At 55.0% G+C, this 18648-nt stretch carries 18 protein-coding genes; all 18 read right to left on the minus strand.

Translation table 11 applies throughout. The features are described 5' to 3' along the window. Entirely contained in the window at nucleotides 1-738 is a 738-nt protein-coding gene (locus AQ981_RS04990; RefSeq protein WP_058910644.1) for an SDR family NAD(P)-dependent oxidoreductase, read from the minus strand. Between the two features lies 1 nt (nucleotide 739). Then, nucleotides 740-991, minus strand: coding sequence for an acyl carrier protein (locus AQ981_RS04995; protein WP_058910645.1), 252 nt, complete (start codon nucleotides 989-991; stop codon nucleotides 740-742). 16 nt (nucleotides 992-1007) lie between these two features. Next, a complete protein-coding gene (locus AQ981_RS05000; protein WP_058910646.1) occupies nucleotides 1008-1814 on the minus strand; it encodes a hotdog family protein in 807 nt (268 codons plus the stop codon). Beyond that, nucleotides 1811-3064, minus strand: a complete 1254-nt coding sequence (locus AQ981_RS05005) for a beta-ketoacyl-[acyl-carrier-protein] synthase family protein (protein ID WP_058910647.1) — start codon at nucleotides 3062-3064, stop codon at nucleotides 1811-1813. Before AQ981_RS05005 ends, AQ981_RS05000 begins: the two co-directional genes overlap by 4 nt. Next, nucleotides 3051-4457, minus strand: a complete 1407-nt coding sequence (locus tag AQ981_RS05010) for a TolC family protein (protein ID WP_058910648.1) — start codon at nucleotides 4455-4457, stop codon at nucleotides 3051-3053. Before AQ981_RS05010 ends, AQ981_RS05005 begins: the two co-directional genes overlap by 14 nt. After that, entirely contained in the window at nucleotides 4454-6400 is a 1947-nt protein-coding gene (locus AQ981_RS05015) for an ABC transporter permease (protein WP_058910649.1), read from the minus strand. Before AQ981_RS05015 ends, AQ981_RS05010 begins: the two co-directional genes overlap by 4 nt. A 4-nt stretch (nucleotides 6401-6404) precedes the next feature. After that, complete coding sequence (locus AQ981_RS05020; protein ID WP_058910650.1) at nucleotides 6405-7571, minus strand: efflux RND transporter periplasmic adaptor subunit; 1167 nt, start codon at nucleotides 7569-7571, stop codon at nucleotides 6405-6407. Further along, the gene (locus AQ981_RS05025) at nucleotides 7568-9706 is read right to left on the minus strand and encodes a peptidase domain-containing ABC transporter (RefSeq protein WP_058910651.1); all 2139 of its coding nucleotides are present in this window, start codon (nucleotides 9704-9706) and stop codon (nucleotides 7568-7570) included. Before AQ981_RS05025 ends, AQ981_RS05020 begins: the two co-directional genes overlap by 4 nt. A gap of 8 nt (nucleotides 9707-9714) precedes the next feature. Continuing rightward, nucleotides 9715-10674, minus strand: coding sequence for a lysophospholipid acyltransferase family protein (locus AQ981_RS05030; RefSeq protein ID WP_058910652.1), 960 nt, complete (start codon nucleotides 10672-10674; stop codon nucleotides 9715-9717). A gap of 2 nt (nucleotides 10675-10676) precedes the next feature. Beyond that, on the minus strand, nucleotides 10677-11345 hold the full coding sequence (locus tag AQ981_RS05035) for a DsbA family protein (RefSeq protein ID WP_058910653.1): 669 nt from the start codon (nucleotides 11343-11345) through the stop codon (nucleotides 10677-10679). Between the two features lie 122 nt (nucleotides 11346-11467). Next, nucleotides 11468-11677, minus strand: a complete 210-nt coding sequence (locus tag AQ981_RS05040) for a DUF4762 family protein (protein WP_058910654.1) — start codon at nucleotides 11675-11677, stop codon at nucleotides 11468-11470. Between the two features lie 122 nt (nucleotides 11678-11799). After that, nucleotides 11800-12465: a LuxR C-terminal-related transcriptional regulator gene (locus tag AQ981_RS05045; protein WP_058910655.1), complete on the minus strand. Its 666-nt coding sequence runs from the start codon at nucleotides 12463-12465 to the stop codon at nucleotides 11800-11802. Between the two features lie 22 nt (nucleotides 12466-12487). Continuing rightward, nucleotides 12488-13036 (minus strand): fimbrial protein, encoded by a 549-nt coding sequence (locus tag AQ981_RS05050; protein WP_058910656.1) that lies wholly within the window; start codon nucleotides 13034-13036, stop codon nucleotides 12488-12490. Between the two features lie 9 nt (nucleotides 13037-13045). Beyond that, nucleotides 13046-14098: a fimbrial protein gene (locus tag AQ981_RS05055; protein WP_058910657.1), complete on the minus strand. Its 1053-nt coding sequence runs from the start codon at nucleotides 14096-14098 to the stop codon at nucleotides 13046-13048. After that, complete coding sequence (locus AQ981_RS05060; protein WP_058910658.1) at nucleotides 14098-14721, minus strand: fimbrial protein; 624 nt, start codon at nucleotides 14719-14721, stop codon at nucleotides 14098-14100. The genes AQ981_RS05055 and AQ981_RS05060 overlap by 1 nt, the downstream gene beginning before the upstream one ends. 17 nt (nucleotides 14722-14738) lie before the next feature. Beyond that, nucleotides 14739-15482, minus strand: a complete 744-nt coding sequence (locus AQ981_RS05065) for a fimbrial biogenesis chaperone (protein ID WP_058910659.1) — start codon at nucleotides 15480-15482, stop codon at nucleotides 14739-14741. 43 nt (nucleotides 15483-15525) lie between these two features. Beyond that, the gene (locus AQ981_RS05070) at nucleotides 15526-18000 is read right to left on the minus strand and encodes a fimbria/pilus outer membrane usher protein (RefSeq protein ID WP_058910660.1); all 2475 of its coding nucleotides are present in this window, start codon (nucleotides 17998-18000) and stop codon (nucleotides 15526-15528) included. Between the two features lie 72 nt (nucleotides 18001-18072). Beyond that, nucleotides 18073-18630 carry a fimbrial protein gene (locus tag AQ981_RS05075; RefSeq protein WP_058910661.1) on the minus strand — a complete coding sequence of 186 codons (558 nt, stop codon included), beginning with the start codon at nucleotides 18628-18630 and terminating at the stop codon, nucleotides 18073-18075. Nucleotides 18631-18648 lie beyond the last annotated feature (18 nt).

Consider the following 18648-nt stretch of genomic DNA (forward strand, 5'->3'; position numbering starts at 1 on the left):
TCAGGCGGAAAGTCCACCGTCCAGCACCAGCGTTTGACCAGTAAGATACTGACTCTCCTCACCGATTAAAAACGACGCCATCCGGGCAACCTCTTCCGGCTCTCCCAGACGTCGTAATGGGATCGCCTGACGCAGAGCTTTGAGCTTCGCCTCCGGGATCGCCTGCGTCATGTCGCTGTTGATAAGCCCCGGCGCCAGGCAATTAACCCGGATACCGAAACGCCCCACTTCCAGCGCCAGCGAACGGGTCAAACCGACCATCGCCGCTTTACTGGCGGCATAGGCGGTCTGCCCGCTGTTGCCCTTCAGGGCGCTAACCGAGGACATCAGGACAATAGCACCCTCGCGTTGCACCAGCATGGACGGCAGCAGCATACGGTTCCAGTTGATGACCGACACCAGATTGTTGTCCAGCACCTCGCGCCAGACCTCAGCATCCTGATGGATGTGGAGCGCGTCACGGGCAATCCCGGCGTTATGAATGATGGCGTGCGGCGCCCCCAGACGGTCGAGCAACGCCCGCGACAAATCCTCAACCTGCTTTTCGTCCTTGCCGTCACAGGCATACCCCTCCACCCATCTGTCGTCCGCCATTTCCTGAACCATGGCCAGCGTCTGTTCGATAGCCGCTGCGCTGCGCCCGGTAAACACCACATTCCAGTCGCGCAACAGGCGGGTGACCAACGCCTGGCCGATCCCACGGCTGCCGCCGGTGATTAAGATCCATTTTTGCGTCATATCAGTCTGCGGTCTCCTGACTTATCAGCTGACACAGCTCACCCAGCGTCATATTCGGATGCTGCATAAACTGTTCCGCGCTCAGCGTCACGTTAAACTCACGCTTCGCCAGCACCATCAGTTCGACATAATCCAGGCTATCCAGCTCCAGCCGGGAGAGCGGCGTTTTTTCATTGACCTCATCGCGCTCCAGGTCTTTGGCGTCACAAATCATTTCGCAAACTTTTTCGTAGATAACAGCATACTGGCTCATGGTTTATCCTTAATTATCAATGGGCCACAGGGCCAACTTTGAGAGTGATGGCATTGGTCAAATATTGTTCATTCAGCCGCGCCGCCGCCGTGATACGGATCAGCGCGCCATTGTGAATGTCGCCGACCACCAGCGACGGCAGAAGCTGTAGTTCCAGCGCTTCAGGCAGCATTGTCTCCTGCCAGCGGCGCGCCAGCCGGCTATCGAACACCAGTTCCTGATGGGTCTGCAGTACCGGGTAGCGGGAAAAAACGTCCTGGAGCGCGGCCCCCTGCGGCAACAGGGCGGCGATATTTTCCTGGCGCAGCAGAGCTTCATCGTGAATTAACTGGCGGAACAGCAACGCATCGAGCAACTGCCACAGCGCCGCGCCGGGGGCTAACACGCTGAAGCTTTGCTGTAATTTCAGCAACATATCGGCTGAGATATCCGTACGCTGACTTCCCTGCGGAGTATCCGGCCAGTCCTGCGGACTTATCTGGCACGAAAGGCACTCCTCGCGGGTATCCGGGCACAGTACCCGCGCCGTGGCGGCCAGGCGCTTTTTTGGGGCGTCCGGGACTAACAGCCAGTCAGTGTCGCACCACAGCGGTCGGCGCAGCCGCACCACGCATTTCAGATAGTCCGACTGAGGCGCGTTTTGCGCGGCGAACAGTTCGCCGGCGTAGCGTTTCACGTCCAGCAGCGCGCGCATCCCGTGTACGCTCAATTGACTACCGCCCTGCGCCTGCACCCACGGCAGGTCAAAGTGAACCGGATTGTAGTCGCCGGAAAACGCCGCCCACTGATGTGCGTCCGCCAGGGTGTAGTGGAGCGGCTTCACGCGGGTCTCTCCAGCACCAGCGCGGCATTCGCGCCGCCAAAACCGAAGCTCAAATTAAGGGCGCGGCGAATCTCGCCGCGGCGGTGACCTTCGGCGATATAGTCGAGGTCGCACTGCGGATCGGGCTGGGTCAGGTGGGCGGTCGCCGGCATGATGCCCGCGGCCATAGCCTGCAGACAGACGATACTCTCAAAGCTACCCGCCGCGGCGATCAGATGGCCGGAATAGGATTTGGTGCTGGAAACCGGGATACGATACGCCGCCTCGCCGAGCGCCGTTTTCAGGGACTGGGATTCATTAACGTCATTGAGGGGCGTCGAAGTACCGTGTGCATTGATATAGTCAAGATCCTCCGGCTGCAGCCCGGCATCGCCGAGCGCCTGACGGATTGTCCGCACCCGCGCCACGCAATCTTCCGCCGGCGAGGTAAAATCAAACGCATCGGAAAAGTTCGCATAGCCCGTTATCTCGCCGATAATTGGCGCGCCGCGGGCAATAGCGCTGTCGCGCTCTTCCAGACACAGTACCGCGCCGCCTTCCGACAAAACAAACCCGCTGCGCTGCAGGCTGAACGGGCAACTGGCCCGGGCCGGATCGTCAGTCTCGCGGCTCAGGGCGCCGAGCACATCAATATTCCACACCGCGCAGTTGCTGTTCAGCGACTCCCCGGCGCCGGCCAGCATCATGCTGGCGCGGCCATGGCGAATCGCCTGATAAGCATCGCCAATCGCGATGGTGCCGGTAGCGCAGGCGGCCACCGGCGTATTCTGGTAGCCGCGCAGGTTCCATAACTGACTGCACGCCGCGGTGGTCACATTCGGCATAGAAAAAAAGCAGTTAAACGGGGATGAGACGCCGGTCTGCTCAAATTCGGCAACCGCATCATAGTTCTCATCCAGCCCCGCCCAGCCGGTACCCATAATCACACCGCACATCAGCGGGTCGTAACTCTCCTGCGGCTGGCCGTCGCCGAATGCCATCGCCATCGCTTCCCGAGCCGCCCCCAGCGCCAGACGCGCGTGGCGCGGCAGGCGGCGGCGAATAACGGCCGGCACCCCTTTCAGGCTGGGCTCGTTATCGATCTGGCCAAGAAAGTGGGTATTGATGTTGTTGGCGGTTTTATCCACGTAACGATACCCTTCCCGGTAATCCATAATGGCCTGCCAGCTTTCCGCCGCCGTGGCGCCCAGTGGGGTAACGGCGCCATAGCCGGTTACCACCACCCGGTAAACGTGATTATTGTGACGCATTCTGGGGTGTCCTCTGTTGCGGGTTGCCGCCGCCCTGCGCCAGCCAGAGCTGCAGAGTGGCATAAAGGTAGTCGTACTGGTTTTGCGCCAGGCTATCCTGCAGGGTCAGCAGTTCATCCTGGGCGTTAAGTAATGTCTGGTAGTCCACCGCGCCGGCCTGATAGCGACTGCGGGTAAGCGCCAGCCGCTGCTGGCTGAGGGATAGCGACTGCTGGAGCCTGGCGCGTTGGTCATCGGCGCTCAGGCGCTGTTCCATGGCGTTATCCACTTCGGACAGCGCGGTATAGGCGGTACTGCGGAATGTCACCGCCGCCTGCTGGACCTGTAACCCGGACTGTTCGATGGTCAACTGTACGGTATTCCACTGAATAAACGGCAGCGACACCGCCGCGCCGGCCATACGCGTTGGTTCACTGAACCACTGGCGGAACAGTTGACTGCCGGCATTGAGCACGCCTTCCAGCGACAGCGTCGGGTAAAAACTCAGCCGGGCGGCGTCCGATCCGGCCAGCGCCGCGCGCAGCCGCGATTCGGCAGCCTGTATGTCCGGGCGCCGGGAAATGACCTCCAGCGGCGTGAAGGAGGCGATCGGCACCCGCTGGCCGGCGCTCAACCCCGGCGCTTCATCCGCGTGCTGGGCCGGCGGGCGATTGAGCAACAGCGCCAGGGCGTTGCGCGACGCCGCCCGCTGTTGCTCCAGATTACGCACCTGGTTCTGGCGGCTGATCACCGTCTGGCGCGCCTGCAGGACATCCAGTTGCCCCGTTTTTCCGGCGCGTTGCCAGGATTCAATCTGGGCCAGCGTTTCGCTGGCTATCCTCAGGCTGGCGCGCTGGTTATCAAGCTGCTGATTCTGTAGCGCAATGGTCCAGTACAATTGCGCCGTGGTATCAATGGTAGACAGGACCGTCGCCTGATAATCCTGCTCGCTGGCGACCGCTTCCCATTCGCTTTGCTCCCGGGCGCGCGCCAGTTTTCCCCATAAATCCAGTTCATAACTCAGGGAAAGAGAGGTGCTGTAGCTCTCCTGGGACGCGCCGCCATGGCGGATATTTTTGGTGTTATAGCCAGAACCGGTCGCCGAAACGTCCGGCGTCAGATTGGTATTGGTCAGCCCGGCGGTCACCCGCGCCTGGCGCAGAGTAATCGCCGCCGCGGCCAGATCGTTATTGCTCTCCAGTACCTGGCTAATCACCCGCGACAGCCGCCGGTCGCCAAACTGCTCCCACCACTGGGCGCCCGCCGTCGCCTGCAGCGCGCTCTCCTGCGTGGATGCCTGCTGCCATTGCCAGGTTTCCGGTACCGAAAGCATTGGTCGCTGATAGTCGCTGCGGGTAAAGCTCCCACAGCCCGACAGCAGCAAAATAACCGGTAATAGCCTGTGAAGTTTCATTCGCGCGCCAGTGCCTCAGTAGGATTCAGTCGCGCCGCTCTGCGCGCCGGGAAATAACCAAATGTCAGTCCGATTAGCGCGGAAAATCCGCAGGCTATCACCACCGGAAGCCAGGTAAACACCATCGAAAACTCATCAGTTACCAGAGAAAAAATGCTGCCGGCCAGCCAGGAGCCCACCACGCCGGTCAACCCGCCCAGCGCGCAGATCATCACCGCTTCAATCAGAAACTGATTCATAATGTCGACCGGCCGGGCGCCGACCGAGAGGCGAATCCCTATCTCATGAGTCCGTTCCGTCACCGAAACCAGCATGATATTCATGACGCCAACCCCCCCCACCAGCAGCGAAATCGCCGCAATAGCGGTGATCAGCAGCGACATAGAGTCTGAGGTTTTCTGTAGCGCCGTCGCCAGTTGCTCATCGGTCTGGGTGAAGAAGTCTTTTCTGCCGTGCTCGCGAATCAGGTGGCTCTCAGCGCGCCGCGTCGCCTCGCCGGGGGTGAGGGCATCCTGAAAGCGCAGGGTGATAGCCTCCAGCGGTTTATCCCCGGAGATACGTTGCAACAGCGAGGTATAGGGGATCCAGGCGGACATAAATCCGCTGACCACCTTCGGTCCTGGCTTGCTGGCGACGCCAATCACCCGCCACGGCGCGCCGGCGATCTGTACTATCTGTCCCAGCGGATCTTCATCTCCGGGAAACAGCGTCGCTTTACTGATCTCATCAAGCACCAGCACCGGTTCCCGATCGGCCACATCGCGAGTGGTAAAACCGTTACCCTGGACAAAGCGGATGCCCTGCAGCGAAAAATAGTCCCCGGACACCCCGGACAGCATCATCGACGAATCATAGCCCTTGCGCACCGCGGTGCTCATGCTGGACACAATCGGCGACACCCCCAGCACCCACGGCAGTTTGCTCAGGCTGGCCGCATCTTCCAGCGACAGCGCCCGCTCCATGTCCGGTCGCTTACTGCCCCAGCCGGTACCCGGGCGGATTTCCAGAGTGGTATTACCCAGCTTGCCGATTTCGTCCATGATCGCCCTGCGGGCGCCTTCCCCCACCGCCATCGACGACACCACGGACGAAATACCAATAATGATGCCGAGCATGGAGAGAAAAGCGCGCATCCGATGACCGAGCAGCGATCGCCAGGCCATGCGCATCGATTCATGTACGCCGCGCCACAGGGAAGCGCGGCCGTTGTCCTGCACCGACGGCAGGCGATGCGTTTCCTGCTCCGCCGTCCGGCTGTGGTTAAGACTGTCGGCAACAATCTCACCGTCGCTGATTTCAATAATCCGCTGCGCCTGCTGCGCCACTTCCCGGTCATGAGTAACGATAATCACCGTATGGCCATCAGCGTGCAGCTGGTGCAAAACCCCCATCAGCGCCCGGCCGCTGGCGCTGTCCAGCGCGCCGGTCGGTTCGTCGGCGAGAATAATTTGCGCGCCGTTAATCAGCGCCCGACAGACACTGACCCGCTGCTGCTGGCCGCCGGAAAGCTGGGCCGGCTTGTGATTCAAACGAGAATCCATCCCCAGTTTGCGCGCCAGTAACTGAACCCGCTGCTGGCGCTCCGCCGCCGGCATGGCCGTATACAAGGCAGGAATAGCGATATTCTCTTCCGCAGTGAGATAAGGCATCAGGTGATAGCGCTGGAAGATAAATCCCAGCCAGCGGCTGCGTAGTTCGGCCAGTTCACCACTGTCGGCCTCGTGTACCGGGATATCGTTAATGTACACCTCACCGCGGCTTGGTTTATCCAGACAGCCAATGATGTTCATCAGGGTCGATTTTCCGGAACCGGAGGAGCCGACAATCGCCACCATCTCCCCAGGTGCTATCGACAGCGATACGTCCTTCAGCACCTGAATAGACTGAGTACCGGCGCTGAAAACACGGAAAACATTGCGCAGAACAATAAGCGATTTGCTCATATCATCAGCCCTGTACCCTGTCCTGCTGAATCACGACGCTTTCGCCTTTGATGAGGCCTTCCACCACTTCTGCGAACTGGCGATCATTAATCCCGATACGTACCGTGCGCTCCTGCGGGCCGTTCACCTCCAGCACCGTCACCTGATAACGATCATCGCCCAACGAACGTCCCAGCGCTGATACCGGCATCCGCAGCACGTTTTTCGCTTCAGCGACGCGAATAAACACTTGCGCCGTCATTGAGGTTTTCAGCAAGCGTTCGGTGTTATCCACCTCAAAAGTGCCGTTGTAATAGACGGCATTGCTCTGCTGATTACTCGCACCGTAGCCACCGGACTGGTCCTCCAGTGCCTCCTGAGGAGCCGGCTGGACATAACCCAGTTCACTTTCATAGCGCTTATCCGGATCGGCTATCACGTAGAACCACAGCGACTGACCAGGATGGATTTTCTGAATATCAGCTTCGGAAATGCGCGTCTGAACCAGCATTTTGTCAAGGTTAGCCAGTACCAGAATGGTCGGTGCGGTCTGGGAGGAGACGATGGTCTGCCCTTCACGGGTCACAATGCCCAATACTTCGCCATCCATCGGCGCCACAATACGCGTATAGCTGAGGTTGGCATTAGCGGTCTGTACCGCCATTTCTGCCTGTACTATCAGCGCCTCATTCATAGCGACTTGCTGTACCTGAGCGTCGTACTGCGCCTGAGCCAGATCGAGATCGCTGGTCACCCCGGAGCCGTCGCGCTGCATCGCCAGTTCACGATCCAGCGCCTTGCGATACTGGATTAACGTTGCCTCAGAAGCCGCTTTCTGCGCTCTGGCGCTGTCCAGTTGGGCTGTGGCGTTACGCAGGTCGGACTGCTGAATCGTGGGATCGATTTCCGCCAGTAGCTGGCCTTTCTGCACCCGCTCCCCCTGACGCACAAACAGCTTGCGCAACTGGCCGTTAACCTGCGCCCCGACGTTCACCTGTACCGAGGGTTTAATGGTGCCGGTCGCCAGCACCACCTTTTCAATATCGCCGCTGTCGACCTGATCGGTGAGTAATGCCGCCTGCGGCGCCGGACTGAGAGCATAATAAGCGCCGCCCCCCGCCACTAACGCCGCCGCGACGACCACAGCCAGAACCCAGCGTGATTTTTTGTTACGCAGTTGCCACGACTTCATGCGGTTAACTCCCTGAGGTTCATCGCCGTTATTTCACCCATGTCGAGACGCGTCAGGGTGCCCTCCGCCAGACGGTAAACCTGCGGAAAGTGACCAAGAATGCGTTCGCTATGGGTCACGACGATGAGCGTTTTGCCGCTCTCACGGCAGTGGCGGCGAATCGTCGCCATGACGATTTGCGCCGTGTCATCATCCAGATTGGCGGTAGGCTCATCGAGCAGCAGAATGGGACGCGTGCTGTACATCGCCCGGGCCAGCAACAGACGCTGACGCTGGCCGAGAGACAGGGCGGCATGGCTTTCGCGAATCAGCGCTTCCATCCCGCCGGGTAACGCGCGCACCACCGGCCCCAGCGCCAGGCTATCAAGCAGAGACTCCACCCGGCTGCGATCGCTATCGCTATACCAGGGGTCAAACAGCGTAATGTTTTGCAGTACCGAGGCGTTGAACAGAATGTCTTCCTGGCTCTGTAGCCATACCTGCTCCGCCAGTTGCCTGCTGGTAACCTCGCGCTCATCCAGCAGACAACGCCCCTGTTGTGGAGAAAACAAACCAGCAATCAGGCGCAGCAGAGTACTTTTGCCGGCGCCGGACTCCCCGGCAATGGCAATCTGGCTGCCTGGAGGCAGATCAAGAGCAACCTGATTGAGTACTGGCTTAACCGGATCGTAATGGAAACTGACGCGCTCGAATGTCAGCCTCTGCGCCTGCTGGCCGCCGCCCTGCGACCCAGTCATCGGCTCCACTGTCTCTCGCTGCGGGAACAGACTATGGGCCCGGGTATCAATCACGTGCAGCTGCGATTTGCGGATGATGGAGAAAAAGATGCGCGTGATGTAAGAAGTGAAAATCTGACGCAGGAAGCTATAGGCGAAAAAATCTCCCAGCGAAATCTGCTTACTGTTCACCAATGGCAATACCATCAGCATAAAAATCACCATTTCCAGACTACCGGTGAGCTGGTAGAAACCGTCTTTAATCTGCTGGTAAATTTTCTGGCGCTGCATGCAGGTGAATAAATCGTGGGACAACGCGGCAAACTGGGTTTTACGCTGACTCTCCAGCCCGGCAGTCTTGATGGTTAGCACTCCCTGCAGGGTTTCCATAAAGAAGTCGTTCAGGGAAGCACTTTTTAACTGTAACTGTTGGGTATACCAGCGATCGCGTATTACCGCCCAGATACTGATAAGCCCCATAATGGTTACCCCAACGGCGGAAATAGCCGCCAGTACTGGCGCAATCCAGAACATAATGCCGATAGCGATAGCGCAAATCACCCAGTCAGAGCGCAGGCCGTTATCCAGTTCGATTTTCTGGGTTAATCCCCCCTGCCAGGCGACAAAGCGGCTGAACACTTCCCCCGGCGCACGTTTTTCAAAAAAACGCAGCGGATTACTGAGCAAGCGCGAAAACCCGATGCCGCTATGGAGCAGCACAAAACGGCGAATGAAGCGTTCGCTGATAACCCTGACTCCCAGCGCTAACAGGGTGGAAGCGACAAAGGCGATAATGAACAGAAAATACGGGAAATCCATATTTCCGGTACTGGAGAACGCCTGGTTAATCGCATTACTGACCATGGTCGGCATTAAAAATAGCGTTAACGACACCAGGAAGGTCATCAGCATCAGCCCGTAGATCCCCGGTACCGCCGCCGTCTCTTTCAGGCTCATGGCGCCAGCCATTTTTTTACCCTGACCGGGGATCTCCCCGGGAGCAGGCGCAGTCTGAGCAGGAGAATCTTCAAGGATTAGCGCATAGCCGCTGATCTCTTTTTTAAGGGCGGAAAACGGCAGCCACTGTTGACCAATCGCCGGATTCATCACGCAGGCGGTATTCCCCTTGCGGTAAGCCAGCACCACATAATGGCTGGCGCCGTAATGCAGAATCGCCGGAAACGGCAGCTCTCCTAATTCCTGGTGATCAAACAACACCGGGGTGGTGGCGATACCGGTACGCTGCAGGATATTCGATAAATCATTGAGCGAAGTACCGTGATCGGAGGCTGGAAACACCTCGCGCAGCGCTTCCAGAGACAGAGACACCCCCCGGGTTTGCGCCAGCATAGCAATACAGGCGAGACCGCACTCGTTGGTCTCTTCCTGAAATATCATGTCGGGAATTATCGTTTTCATTATTACGCTTAATGATTAATAAAATAGAGCGAATGGCTATGCCATAGCAGCCAGTCCCCGGGATAATCGCGCAGGGTATTTTCGATAATCGCCGGCATCGTTGCCGCGACCTGCCTGGCCGTCACTGGCGGGTGGATTTTTATGGTGAGCCCGTTTTGATAACTGAGGTGATAAAAGACCACCTGCGCCGCCACTACCCGGGAGAGACGCGCCACGCCGCTGTGCAGTTTTGCTGTCCGACCAAACAGTCGGCAGGCGATTTTGCCTGAGTGGGCTTCGTCGGTCTGGATGGTGTAATCCGGAGTAATATCCGGGAAGATGATCATATTCTGCCTGCCGTCCGCCACATCGCTAATTAATGACATCAGTTCACCGGCAAGCTGCTTATTGTCCTGATGAATTGAGCAGTAGGAGAGCTCAACCCCGCCCAGTTCCCGGGCGTGCTGGTTAAATAGCTCCGCCTGTTCAACGCTGGATGAGACCACTACGCTGGCGCGGCCCGGCGTCACGGCGGACCCCACCATGGCAGCGATAATGTCGGACACCGCATGCAGCGGCGCCAGGACTACAGGAATGTTTTGTTGATGTAGCGGTGCCACGACCTGTTCCAGTTCGCTAATACAGGCCTGCACCTGACGCAAACACGCCGGATTCTGACCCCAGGTTGCCCCCAGCTCCAGCATCTGGCGGCGCATCGCGATCCATGCCGCGTCAATACGCCCAGGCTGACCGGTCAGACAGCGAAAGTTTTGCGTCGCCACGGCGCTACGGTCGCGGTAGCCCCAGCCCAACAGGCGCAGGCGACACAATCCGTGGGTTATCGCCAGCAGGGTGGGCATATGACCATAGCGCAACACCAGACGCAGCAACGATCTCGCCGTTCCGGCCAGCGGCCAGCGCACCTCGCCCAACCGGGCGACGGTATTTTTTACGCTGAAGACACACCACACCACCAGAAAGCGCGCCACGGTTATTGCCCGTCGCCCTTAGCCAACAGTTCGAGCATATGCTCAGCAAACGCCGGGAAATTACGATCCTGCGTCACTACAAAACGCTTATTAATAATGTAAGACGGCGTGGCGCTAATATTGTAATGCTGGGTGATTGCCGCCATATATTTCAGACGTTCCTGAACGGCAGCGCTTTGCCGAACTTTGCGATATTCATTCACGTCAATAGCGTTGTTCACCAACCACGTTTCCAGCGCCGCATCATCCGCCAGATTGATATTGCGAGTAATCACTGCGTTATAGGCGCTATCACGCAATTTGCTTTCAATCTCCATCTCTTCCAGGGTGGCAAACAACGAAGCGTAAAGCGCCAGGCCGCTGCTATCCGAAGTAATGTGAATCACTTTAAAAGCGCTGCCAGCCGGCAGGGTTTTCTTAAACGCGTTGAGGTTTTCTTCATTCGACGCGCAATAATGACAGCCGTAAGACATCACCTCGATAATGGTGTTGTTCTCAGCGATTGGGCTGGAAAGTATCTGTTCGGCGCTCAGCTCGCGCAGCGAAACATGTTCGCCGCTATCGGAAAAGGTATTAAAAACAAATACATGATAAAATAACACGGTGATTAATGCTGATATCAACGCCACAAATAGTGTGTAGCCAAGCACCGTACTGCGTTTAACGTTCATTTGATTGACGCCTCATCCTGACGCGAAAATAGATACACAAAATCCTCCAGGGCGCATAACCGCAACCTGAAGGATTGTGCGTGTGTGGAGGGGGGCGCCCTCCACACACTACGACATCACTCTTACTTAATCAGAGCGCTGTTCGGAACAACGCACATGCCATTAGCGGCATCACGCATAGAAACAGTGGTGCCGTGCTTATCAGTACAGGTAGTTACTTGCTTACAGGAAGAAACACCGCCAACCACAACGGTCTCGTAAGAGCTGGTGCAAACAGCGTCTTTGCAACCACCAATTACGTTTGCAGCTTCAATGGCGTTCAGTTTTTTCATTTTTCCAATTTCCTTGTATTTTAGTCTTAAAAAATATGCAATCACTTGCATGTATATACCGACGGAGAACCCGCCAGTAAATCTGGTAATAGCAAAGCAAAAATACTAAATAATCATCACCACTACGGTGTGGCGACAATACATTTGAATACATTAAACAGCTCAACGTTATTTTTAGCGTTAAGCTTTTTCATTAAACGCCGTTTATGGTAACTCAAGCGCCGTACATCGACATTCAGCTCCAGGGAGATCTGCGACAGAGTTTTACCTTTAAAAATTTCCTCCATCAGCCACCAATCGTCACTGGAAATACTTCTTTCCAGATCCCGGGACAGCCACTTCATGCGGGTATAGTTAACCAGCGAATAACTAAAGCAGCTGCGGTTATTTTCCAGTACCATCGCCTCCTGAAAAAATGAAAAAACATTTTCCAGCGTTTCGCTCTTCAGCAACCAGCTGGCGCCAGGCAACAGAGAATGCAGGGCGAAGAATAGCGACACATTGTTTTCACCGAGCAGAACAATCAGCTTCTGATTACGTTTACTGTACAGTTCTTTAATAATATTCAGCGCATTAAAGCGCTCATCAGGTAAGCTCTCAATATCGCAGAGCACCCAGCGTGGATCGTTGATTTTTTCCGGAAGACGCAGAGTGTTCACTAATTGTGAGAAGCTGTCTGAACTTGAGAACGAAACATCAGCCTCTTCAGTGAACAGATCGAAAATAACCGACTTCACTCCTTCGGAAAAAAACACGTTTTTATCATAAAGGAAAAACTGACAATTCATCTCAAACCATCCCTGAATGCGTTTATTGATAATTCAGCGTATAGTTCGCCGTCGCCGTAAAGGCCCCTGTTGATAGCGTATTGTTACTCAGCGCATCGGGCTCCCCTTCCACAAATGCTTTAAAGTCCAGCTTCATGGTGGCGCCAGAAATCGCCACCACGCTGGTCGGCTGATTAAGCTGAATTGCGGTACCGTCAGCTTCTTCAAGCCCAATACCGATTCCACTGGCACTATTCGGCCCTACCGCCGTAATAGCGATACGGTCGTTCATGTTCGGATTCGGCGTACCGCTAAATGTTACTGTTACTGTGTTAAACACCTCGGTACTGCAGTCCTGTAATTCAATCGAAAACGCCACCGGCGTTGATTTTCCGACGGCATACAGGGTTTTTGTAGAAATCGTCTTGAAATCCACAGCAATATTTTCCGACGTCGGCACAATACTGCAGCCGTGGGCTACGACGGTACCTTTAAAAGTAATATCACCGCCAATCAATTCCCCCATAGCATGAACCGACAGCGACGCCGGTAGTACACCAACCAGTGCCAGTGTTGCCGCTAACAGACGCATATTCCCTCCTTACTGGAATTCGGCTACCACTGTTGCCGAAGCCTGAAATTCCCCTTCGGGAATATTGGTCCCGCTGTTGGCAATGGGCGCTGCCACCAGATTCCAGGTCCCCTGATTATTAGAAAATCCTGTCATATTGTAGAACGTGTTCGCCGCCACCAGATTGCCGCCGGTGTCTTTTAAAATAATGCCGAGATTGCTGCGATCCACTGTACCGGTGGTACCCAGATAATTACTGTTAAAGCTGGCGGTATTCGCCTGCTGAATACCAAGTTTGATATTCAGCTCACCATTGGCAAAACTACCACCTTCACATTTAACCTGGATTGGCACCGACTGGCTATAGCGGGTTCCGTTGAGTAATGAACCAGTACTGGCGACATTACCGAAATCAACGACAATTGGCGTTCCCTGATTAACAATACATTTATCCGGTACGGTAATAACCCCGGAATTAATGTAGATGATCGCCATCGGCGTTGAGCCCATCCCGGTACTGGCACTCCCCAGGCGACCATACAGTTTCGCCACCTCAGTACCTGTCAAACTAACGCCATTGATAATGGGTTTGGTGATCATAAAAGTCACCCGTCCCATAGATCCGGTAGCAAAGTTAGTAAAAGTAGTAGACGGTGGAACACAATTATTCTGATAGGCTTCGTTAGATTCATTATCAAACGGTACTTCAAGGTAATCCGTTCGATGACCACCGAGATAAACCTCAATCTTAACGTCCATATAGTCGTTGAGTTTCAGATATCCTGATGAACTCCCTGGCTGTAACAGTGAAGCTGTAGCGCTGTAAAAAATCGGCTGACTCTGCATACCCGTAGAACAAATCGCTGTACCAGAATAGAGTTGTCCACCTAAAGAAAAAGTATAAGGAATAGTCGCACCCACGACGTTAGACGTAATATTCTGGGTCGCAACATCAATATTATAAATTTTCGAACCACCGACTGGGGTAATTTCCCCTTCAACCGCGAGGACACTCCATGGCAATAACGCCGCGCTCAATAGCACGGCAATGCGGGTTTTGCGTAACACGCCTGAATTTATCATTACATGTACTCCATTTTCAGGCGTAGCAGACCGCGAAACTCACCAGCGGTGACCCAGGTACCGGTGGATTCCAACGCGGCCATAAACGTCAGCTCGCTATCTCCGGTTTTCACGACATAAGGTGGCTGAGTCTGGTTAATATCCAGCGCCCTGCCTTTAATATCCAGTATGCGTACGCCAGCACCCAACACATTGCCGGTAGTGCGCAACAGCTGACTGTTGGCGGGATCCGACTCGCCAATAAAGGTCAACTGTACCGCCTGTTCGCCGGTGGTATAGGCACGCCAGTCGTTACCGGTGGTTTTCGATGCCAGGCTACTGCGCGATTGCGCCGCACCTTTCAAACAATCTTTAAAATAAATCTTTACCAGCACCGGTTTGCTGCGATCGCCCATTTGGCGAAAGCTGCGGGCGCTCACATCGCCCAGTTCAATAACCTGCAGACGACTCTGAGGCGCCAGCACACAAGGTGAAGCGTAGACGGAGCCGTGAAAATGGACGATGCCGCTATCTTCAACCCGCTGACCCTGGTTGTAGTGCTGAGGCTGTAACGGGATATCAGCCAGCGCGGAAAAACTGACTCCTGAGGCAATAAGTGCCAATAACAGTAAGCGGTTTTGCATTGTCAGGCTCCTTTCCATTACCCCTGCTGCGAAGGCGGCAGAGCTTTACAGGTATTTCCTTCACAGCGGTATTTCAGGTCCGGGTGTCCGCCGTAATCATTCACATACATCATGGAAAACTCCCTGACGCTGCCATCAGTGACCGAAAAATCCAGACTGGATTTTGGATCGATCATAATTCCCGGAAATTGGGTGATCTTGCCGCCGCCGCTGCGACTTAGACCGATAATAGTCACGTAGTACGGCGTCGGATTCTGCGCCGTCATGCGATTACCGTTCTTCTGGAATACCACCTGGTCCTGCCAGACTTCGCTTTTCGTCTTCGGGATGATGGCTGTCGGACGATAGAACAGTTTGATACGCGACTGCATCGCCAGCTGGAGTACATTGGCTTTATCCGGCTTAGGTGGAATTTCACGCACACTCAGATAGAACAGACTTTCGCGATCCTGGGGCAATTGATTGATACCGTCAGTTTTGGTGACGCGCGCAATCCCTTTCTGGCCACCGTTAATACGCTGCAGAGGTGGCAGAACCACCAACGGCGATGTGATTTTATTCCCTTTACTGTCTTCCACCCATGACTGAGCCAGAAAGGGAATATCCGGGCTGGTGTTGGTCAGGTTGGCGCTCGCCGAACTGTCTTTACCGGTAATAATCAGCCGGGTGCGATCCAGCGAAACCCCTGCCTGCGCGGCACTGCTTACTGCCGCCAGCATCATGACGCCCATCCAGTAGCGTTTATTGCTTGTCATGCTCATTTTTGGCCTTTCATTCACAGTTGGTCACTCTGCCCCGCGCCGCTTAGCGGCACGGCAACAGTGAAGACGATGATTTACTTGCTACAAACGGCGGTACCGTTATCCGACACTGGTTTTTACCCGCCCAGAACACATTCAGCGACTCTTCCGGGTTGATGCCCGCCAGCCAGGCCTGACCGCCTTCCATGATCATTGCCACGCTGACGCCGTCACTATTGAAAACTTCGGCGCCAAACGGCGGGTAACTGCTGTCCGCCAGGCGGATGATAGCCATCATCTTCTCGCCCTTCGCCATACCAAAGGCCTGGTAACCAATAGCGCCTTCGGTGAGTGTGGAGGTGCTAATTGCCTTCGACGGTTCAATGTTATCCGCCATCGCATCAACGTCGACGCGGGTATCAAAGCTGTTGTAACTGACGATGTCCGGTACTACCGCTATCCCGAAATAGTTGGTGCGTGACTTACCGTCATTAAGCGGAACATCATCAATCCCGTTGGTGCTGACCATCACGCGCGCGGTATTAAGCGTCGCGCTACTGTTATGCAGCGCCGCCCCATGACGCGTGGCGGTAAAGCCCCCGCGCAGGGTACTGCTCAGCGACATATAGTGGCTTTGCTGATAGCTGGCGTTGGTGTTGATCTCTGCGTACTGCGAACGATGCTGGTAATAGCCGTCAACATTGGCGTTACCGCTCTGGTTCGCACCGGCGCGCACGCGCCACAGGTTGTTGTAATCACTGCTGTCGGTGTAGGACAACATCGGGCTGGTCTTCCCGTTGTTAGTCTGGATGTCCAGGCCGCTCCACTTGTTATCGCCAATCGGTATCGAAATCGAGAAAGCGATCGCATCGTCCTGACGCCCCTGATAATCGGTACGGTAGGCGGAGAGGTTAGCGGTAATGCCGCGAATATCACCGATAGTAAATGTCCGACCCACAGATAAGCCGTAGCGATCCTGGCTCCTGCGATTCCAGTAGTTCTGGTGGGTATAGGTCAGGAATAAGGTCGTCGCCTTACCTGGTTCATTGGCCCAGAACGTTTTACTTCCGGTTATGGTGTAAATCTCTTTCTCGCGGCCCAGGTTGTCGTAGCCGTCATAACGTTCGTTCAGATACTGTGACAGAGAACGGAAGTCTTCCTGCGAGAAGCGATAACCCGCGAAGGTGATAGAACTGTGGTAGTCATCGAAGGTCTTCGCGTAGCTGAACTTGTACGATGTTCCTTTAATCCGCTTACGATCGGTTCTTCTGCTGTACGACTCCGTCGCATCCAGAGAAAGGGCTCCCAACACGCTTAAATCGCGGCCAATACCTAAGGATACCGCGGTGTATTCAGCCCCGGCAGACTGTGCGCCGCCGTACAGAGACCAGGCATTAGAAATACCCCACGAGAAGTCACCAGAGAGAAAGCCCGGCCCCTGAATTTTGTGGTTGTAGCGCGACGGCGCACCACCCGCCACGTTGTAACGTACATAGCCCGGACGTGTCAGATAAGGAATATTGGCAGTGTTCACCTGGAAAGTGGATACCGAGCCGTCCTGTTCCTCAACCCGCACGTCCAGGGTACCGCGCACCGAACTGCGCAGATCCTGGATGTTGAACGGCCCTGCCGGTACGGTGGTTTCATGAATCACACGCCCGCTCTGGCTGACGGTGACTTTGGCGTTGGTTTTCGCCACGCCGTGAATTTCCGGGGCATAGCCCTGCAGGTTCGGCGGTAACATACGTTCGTCGCTGGCCAGGTTCAGACCCGTGAAACGCACGGTGTCGAACACCTGGGAATTCAGATATATTTCACCGGCCGTCAGCTTCGCCGCCATCGTCGGCAGCGGACGATAGGCGTAAATCTGGTTCCAGTTGAAATCAAACTTATGATTGGAGCTGTAGTAGTTGGTCTGGTATTCGCTACGTAAACGCCACGCACCCAGGTTGGCGCCAGCCTGGCCATACCCGGAAAGTGAGCTGTAATTTTCATTCATATCGAACTGGCGGGTGTACTGACCAGTAAGGCTATAGTCAAACAGGAACCCGCCAATACCGTGATCCCAGCGTTCAGGAGGCGTCCAGTTTGGATCGCTGTACTTCATCCACGCCTGGGGAACGGTAATATCCAGCACCCCGGCATAGTTACTCAGACTGGAGCCAGGCAAGCTCAACACGTTGTAACAATCTTCATAAGATTGTACCACCTGACGGCGTGCTTCTTCTTTCAGAGCCAGCTTCGTCAACAGATTACTGTTAATACAGGCCTGAGTATGCTTACCGTCTTTTGCAGGTACGTAGCGGATTTTTTCCTGACCCACAGACTGGCTATTAATACGAATATCCAGCAAATACTCGCCCGGCGGAACATAGTTATCCGAAGCAAAGCGCGTCAAATCAATATTGCCGCGGTCAGCGGCATCCAGCACATCGGTATTAAATTCAACATCGTTACTGGCATGGACGACGGAGGCGCAGCAGAGGATAAGGGCCTGAGGGAGGAGTATCTTTATTTTTGTTTTTAGTTCTACCGACATGACTATTCATCCCGAATCATTCAGTGAAATATGACATGCATCCCGTCATGCATGAATAAATATGGGTAACGCTCAGTTGTAATCCATATAGAAGCGAGCGACGGCGTAAAAATCCCCGGCCTGAATATGTTGATGCACCGGCACCAGCGAGGCGGTAAATCTCAAGATATTTTGCCCATCGCTGAGTTCATATCCCGGCGACGGCTGACCAAAGGTTAAAACTGAACCATGCTGATTGTGCAGGCGAATACCGAACCCCTTTCCTTCACCATCCGGCATAAGTACGGTAGGATCATTCGCTGCAGCATTACCAGTAAAAGTAATTGTGGCGTAAGGATAACGGCCTTCTTTATCGCCGCTATCATAAGGAGAACAGCCGGTAAGATGCACCTTAATCGGTTTTATCAGCTTATTTTCGGCGTTCATATGGATATCACGCGCAGTCACATCATCGAATGCCACCCACATTTCGCGTGAATTTGGATCAATATCGCAGGCAGCAGCAATAATCTCTCCAGAAATCGCCAGCTCGCCAGGCGTGACATTATTGGTACTCAAAGCATGAGCGGAAAATAGCAGTGTGGATAAGCACAGCGAGAGCGATATCTTTTTTCCTGTCTCCATCATCATACTCAGCAGTCCATATTA

Origin of the sequence: Entomohabitans teleogrylli (genome assembly GCF_001484765.1) — a bacterium.
In the GTDB taxonomy this organism is placed as follows: Bacteria; Pseudomonadota; Gammaproteobacteria; order Enterobacterales; family Enterobacteriaceae; genus Entomohabitans; species Entomohabitans teleogrylli.

What these genes read in the sequence shown, in the direction of transcription:
- AQ981_RS05015 (WP_058910649.1), bottom strand. Translation starts at nt 6,400, where the DNA reads ATGAGCAAATCGCTTATTGTTCTGCGCAATGTTTTCCGTGTTTTCAGC.
- AQ981_RS05055 (WP_058910657.1), bottom strand. Translation starts at nt 14,098, where the DNA reads ATGATAAATTCAGGCGTGTTACGCAAAACCCGCATTGCCGTGCTATTG.
- AQ981_RS05075 (WP_058910661.1), bottom strand. Translation starts at nt 18,630, where the DNA reads ATGATGATGGAGACAGGAAAAAAGATATCGCTCTCGCTGTGCTTATCC.
- AQ981_RS05005 (WP_058910647.1), bottom strand. Translation starts at nt 3,064, where the DNA reads ATGCGTCACAATAATCACGTTTACCGGGTGGTGGTAACCGGCTATGGC.
- AQ981_RS05025 (WP_058910651.1), bottom strand. Translation starts at nt 9,706, where the DNA reads ATGAAAACGATAATTCCCGACATGATATTTCAGGAAGAGACCAACGAG.
- AQ981_RS04995 (WP_058910645.1), bottom strand. Translation starts at nt 991, where the DNA reads ATGAGCCAGTATGCTGTTATCTACGAAAAAGTTTGCGAAATGATTTGT.
- AQ981_RS05060 (WP_058910658.1), bottom strand. Translation starts at nt 14,721, where the DNA reads ATGCAAAACCGCTTACTGTTATTGGCACTTATTGCCTCAGGAGTCAGT.
- AQ981_RS05040 (WP_058910654.1), bottom strand. Translation starts at nt 11,677, where the DNA reads ATGAAAAAACTGAACGCCATTGAAGCTGCAAACGTAATTGGTGGTTGC.
- AQ981_RS05020 (WP_058910650.1), bottom strand. Translation starts at nt 7,571, where the DNA reads ATGAAGTCGTGGCAACTGCGTAACAAAAAATCACGCTGGGTTCTGGCT.
- AQ981_RS05010 (WP_058910648.1), bottom strand. Translation starts at nt 4,457, where the DNA reads ATGAAACTTCACAGGCTATTACCGGTTATTTTGCTGCTGTCGGGCTGT.
- AQ981_RS05035 (WP_058910653.1), bottom strand. Translation starts at nt 11,345, where the DNA reads ATGAACGTTAAACGCAGTACGGTGCTTGGCTACACACTATTTGTGGCG.
- AQ981_RS05070 (WP_058910660.1), bottom strand. Translation starts at nt 18,000, where the DNA reads ATGTCGGTAGAACTAAAAACAAAAATAAAGATACTCCTCCCTCAGGCC.
- AQ981_RS05045 (WP_058910655.1), bottom strand. Translation starts at nt 12,465, where the DNA reads ATGAATTGTCAGTTTTTCCTTTATGATAAAAACGTGTTTTTTTCCGAA.
- AQ981_RS05050 (WP_058910656.1), bottom strand. Translation starts at nt 13,036, where the DNA reads ATGCGTCTGTTAGCGGCAACACTGGCACTGGTTGGTGTACTACCGGCG.
- AQ981_RS05065 (WP_058910659.1), bottom strand. Translation starts at nt 15,482, where the DNA reads ATGAGCATGACAAGCAATAAACGCTACTGGATGGGCGTCATGATGCTG.
- AQ981_RS04990 (WP_058910644.1), bottom strand. Translation starts at nt 738, where the DNA reads ATGACGCAAAAATGGATCTTAATCACCGGCGGCAGCCGTGGGATCGGC.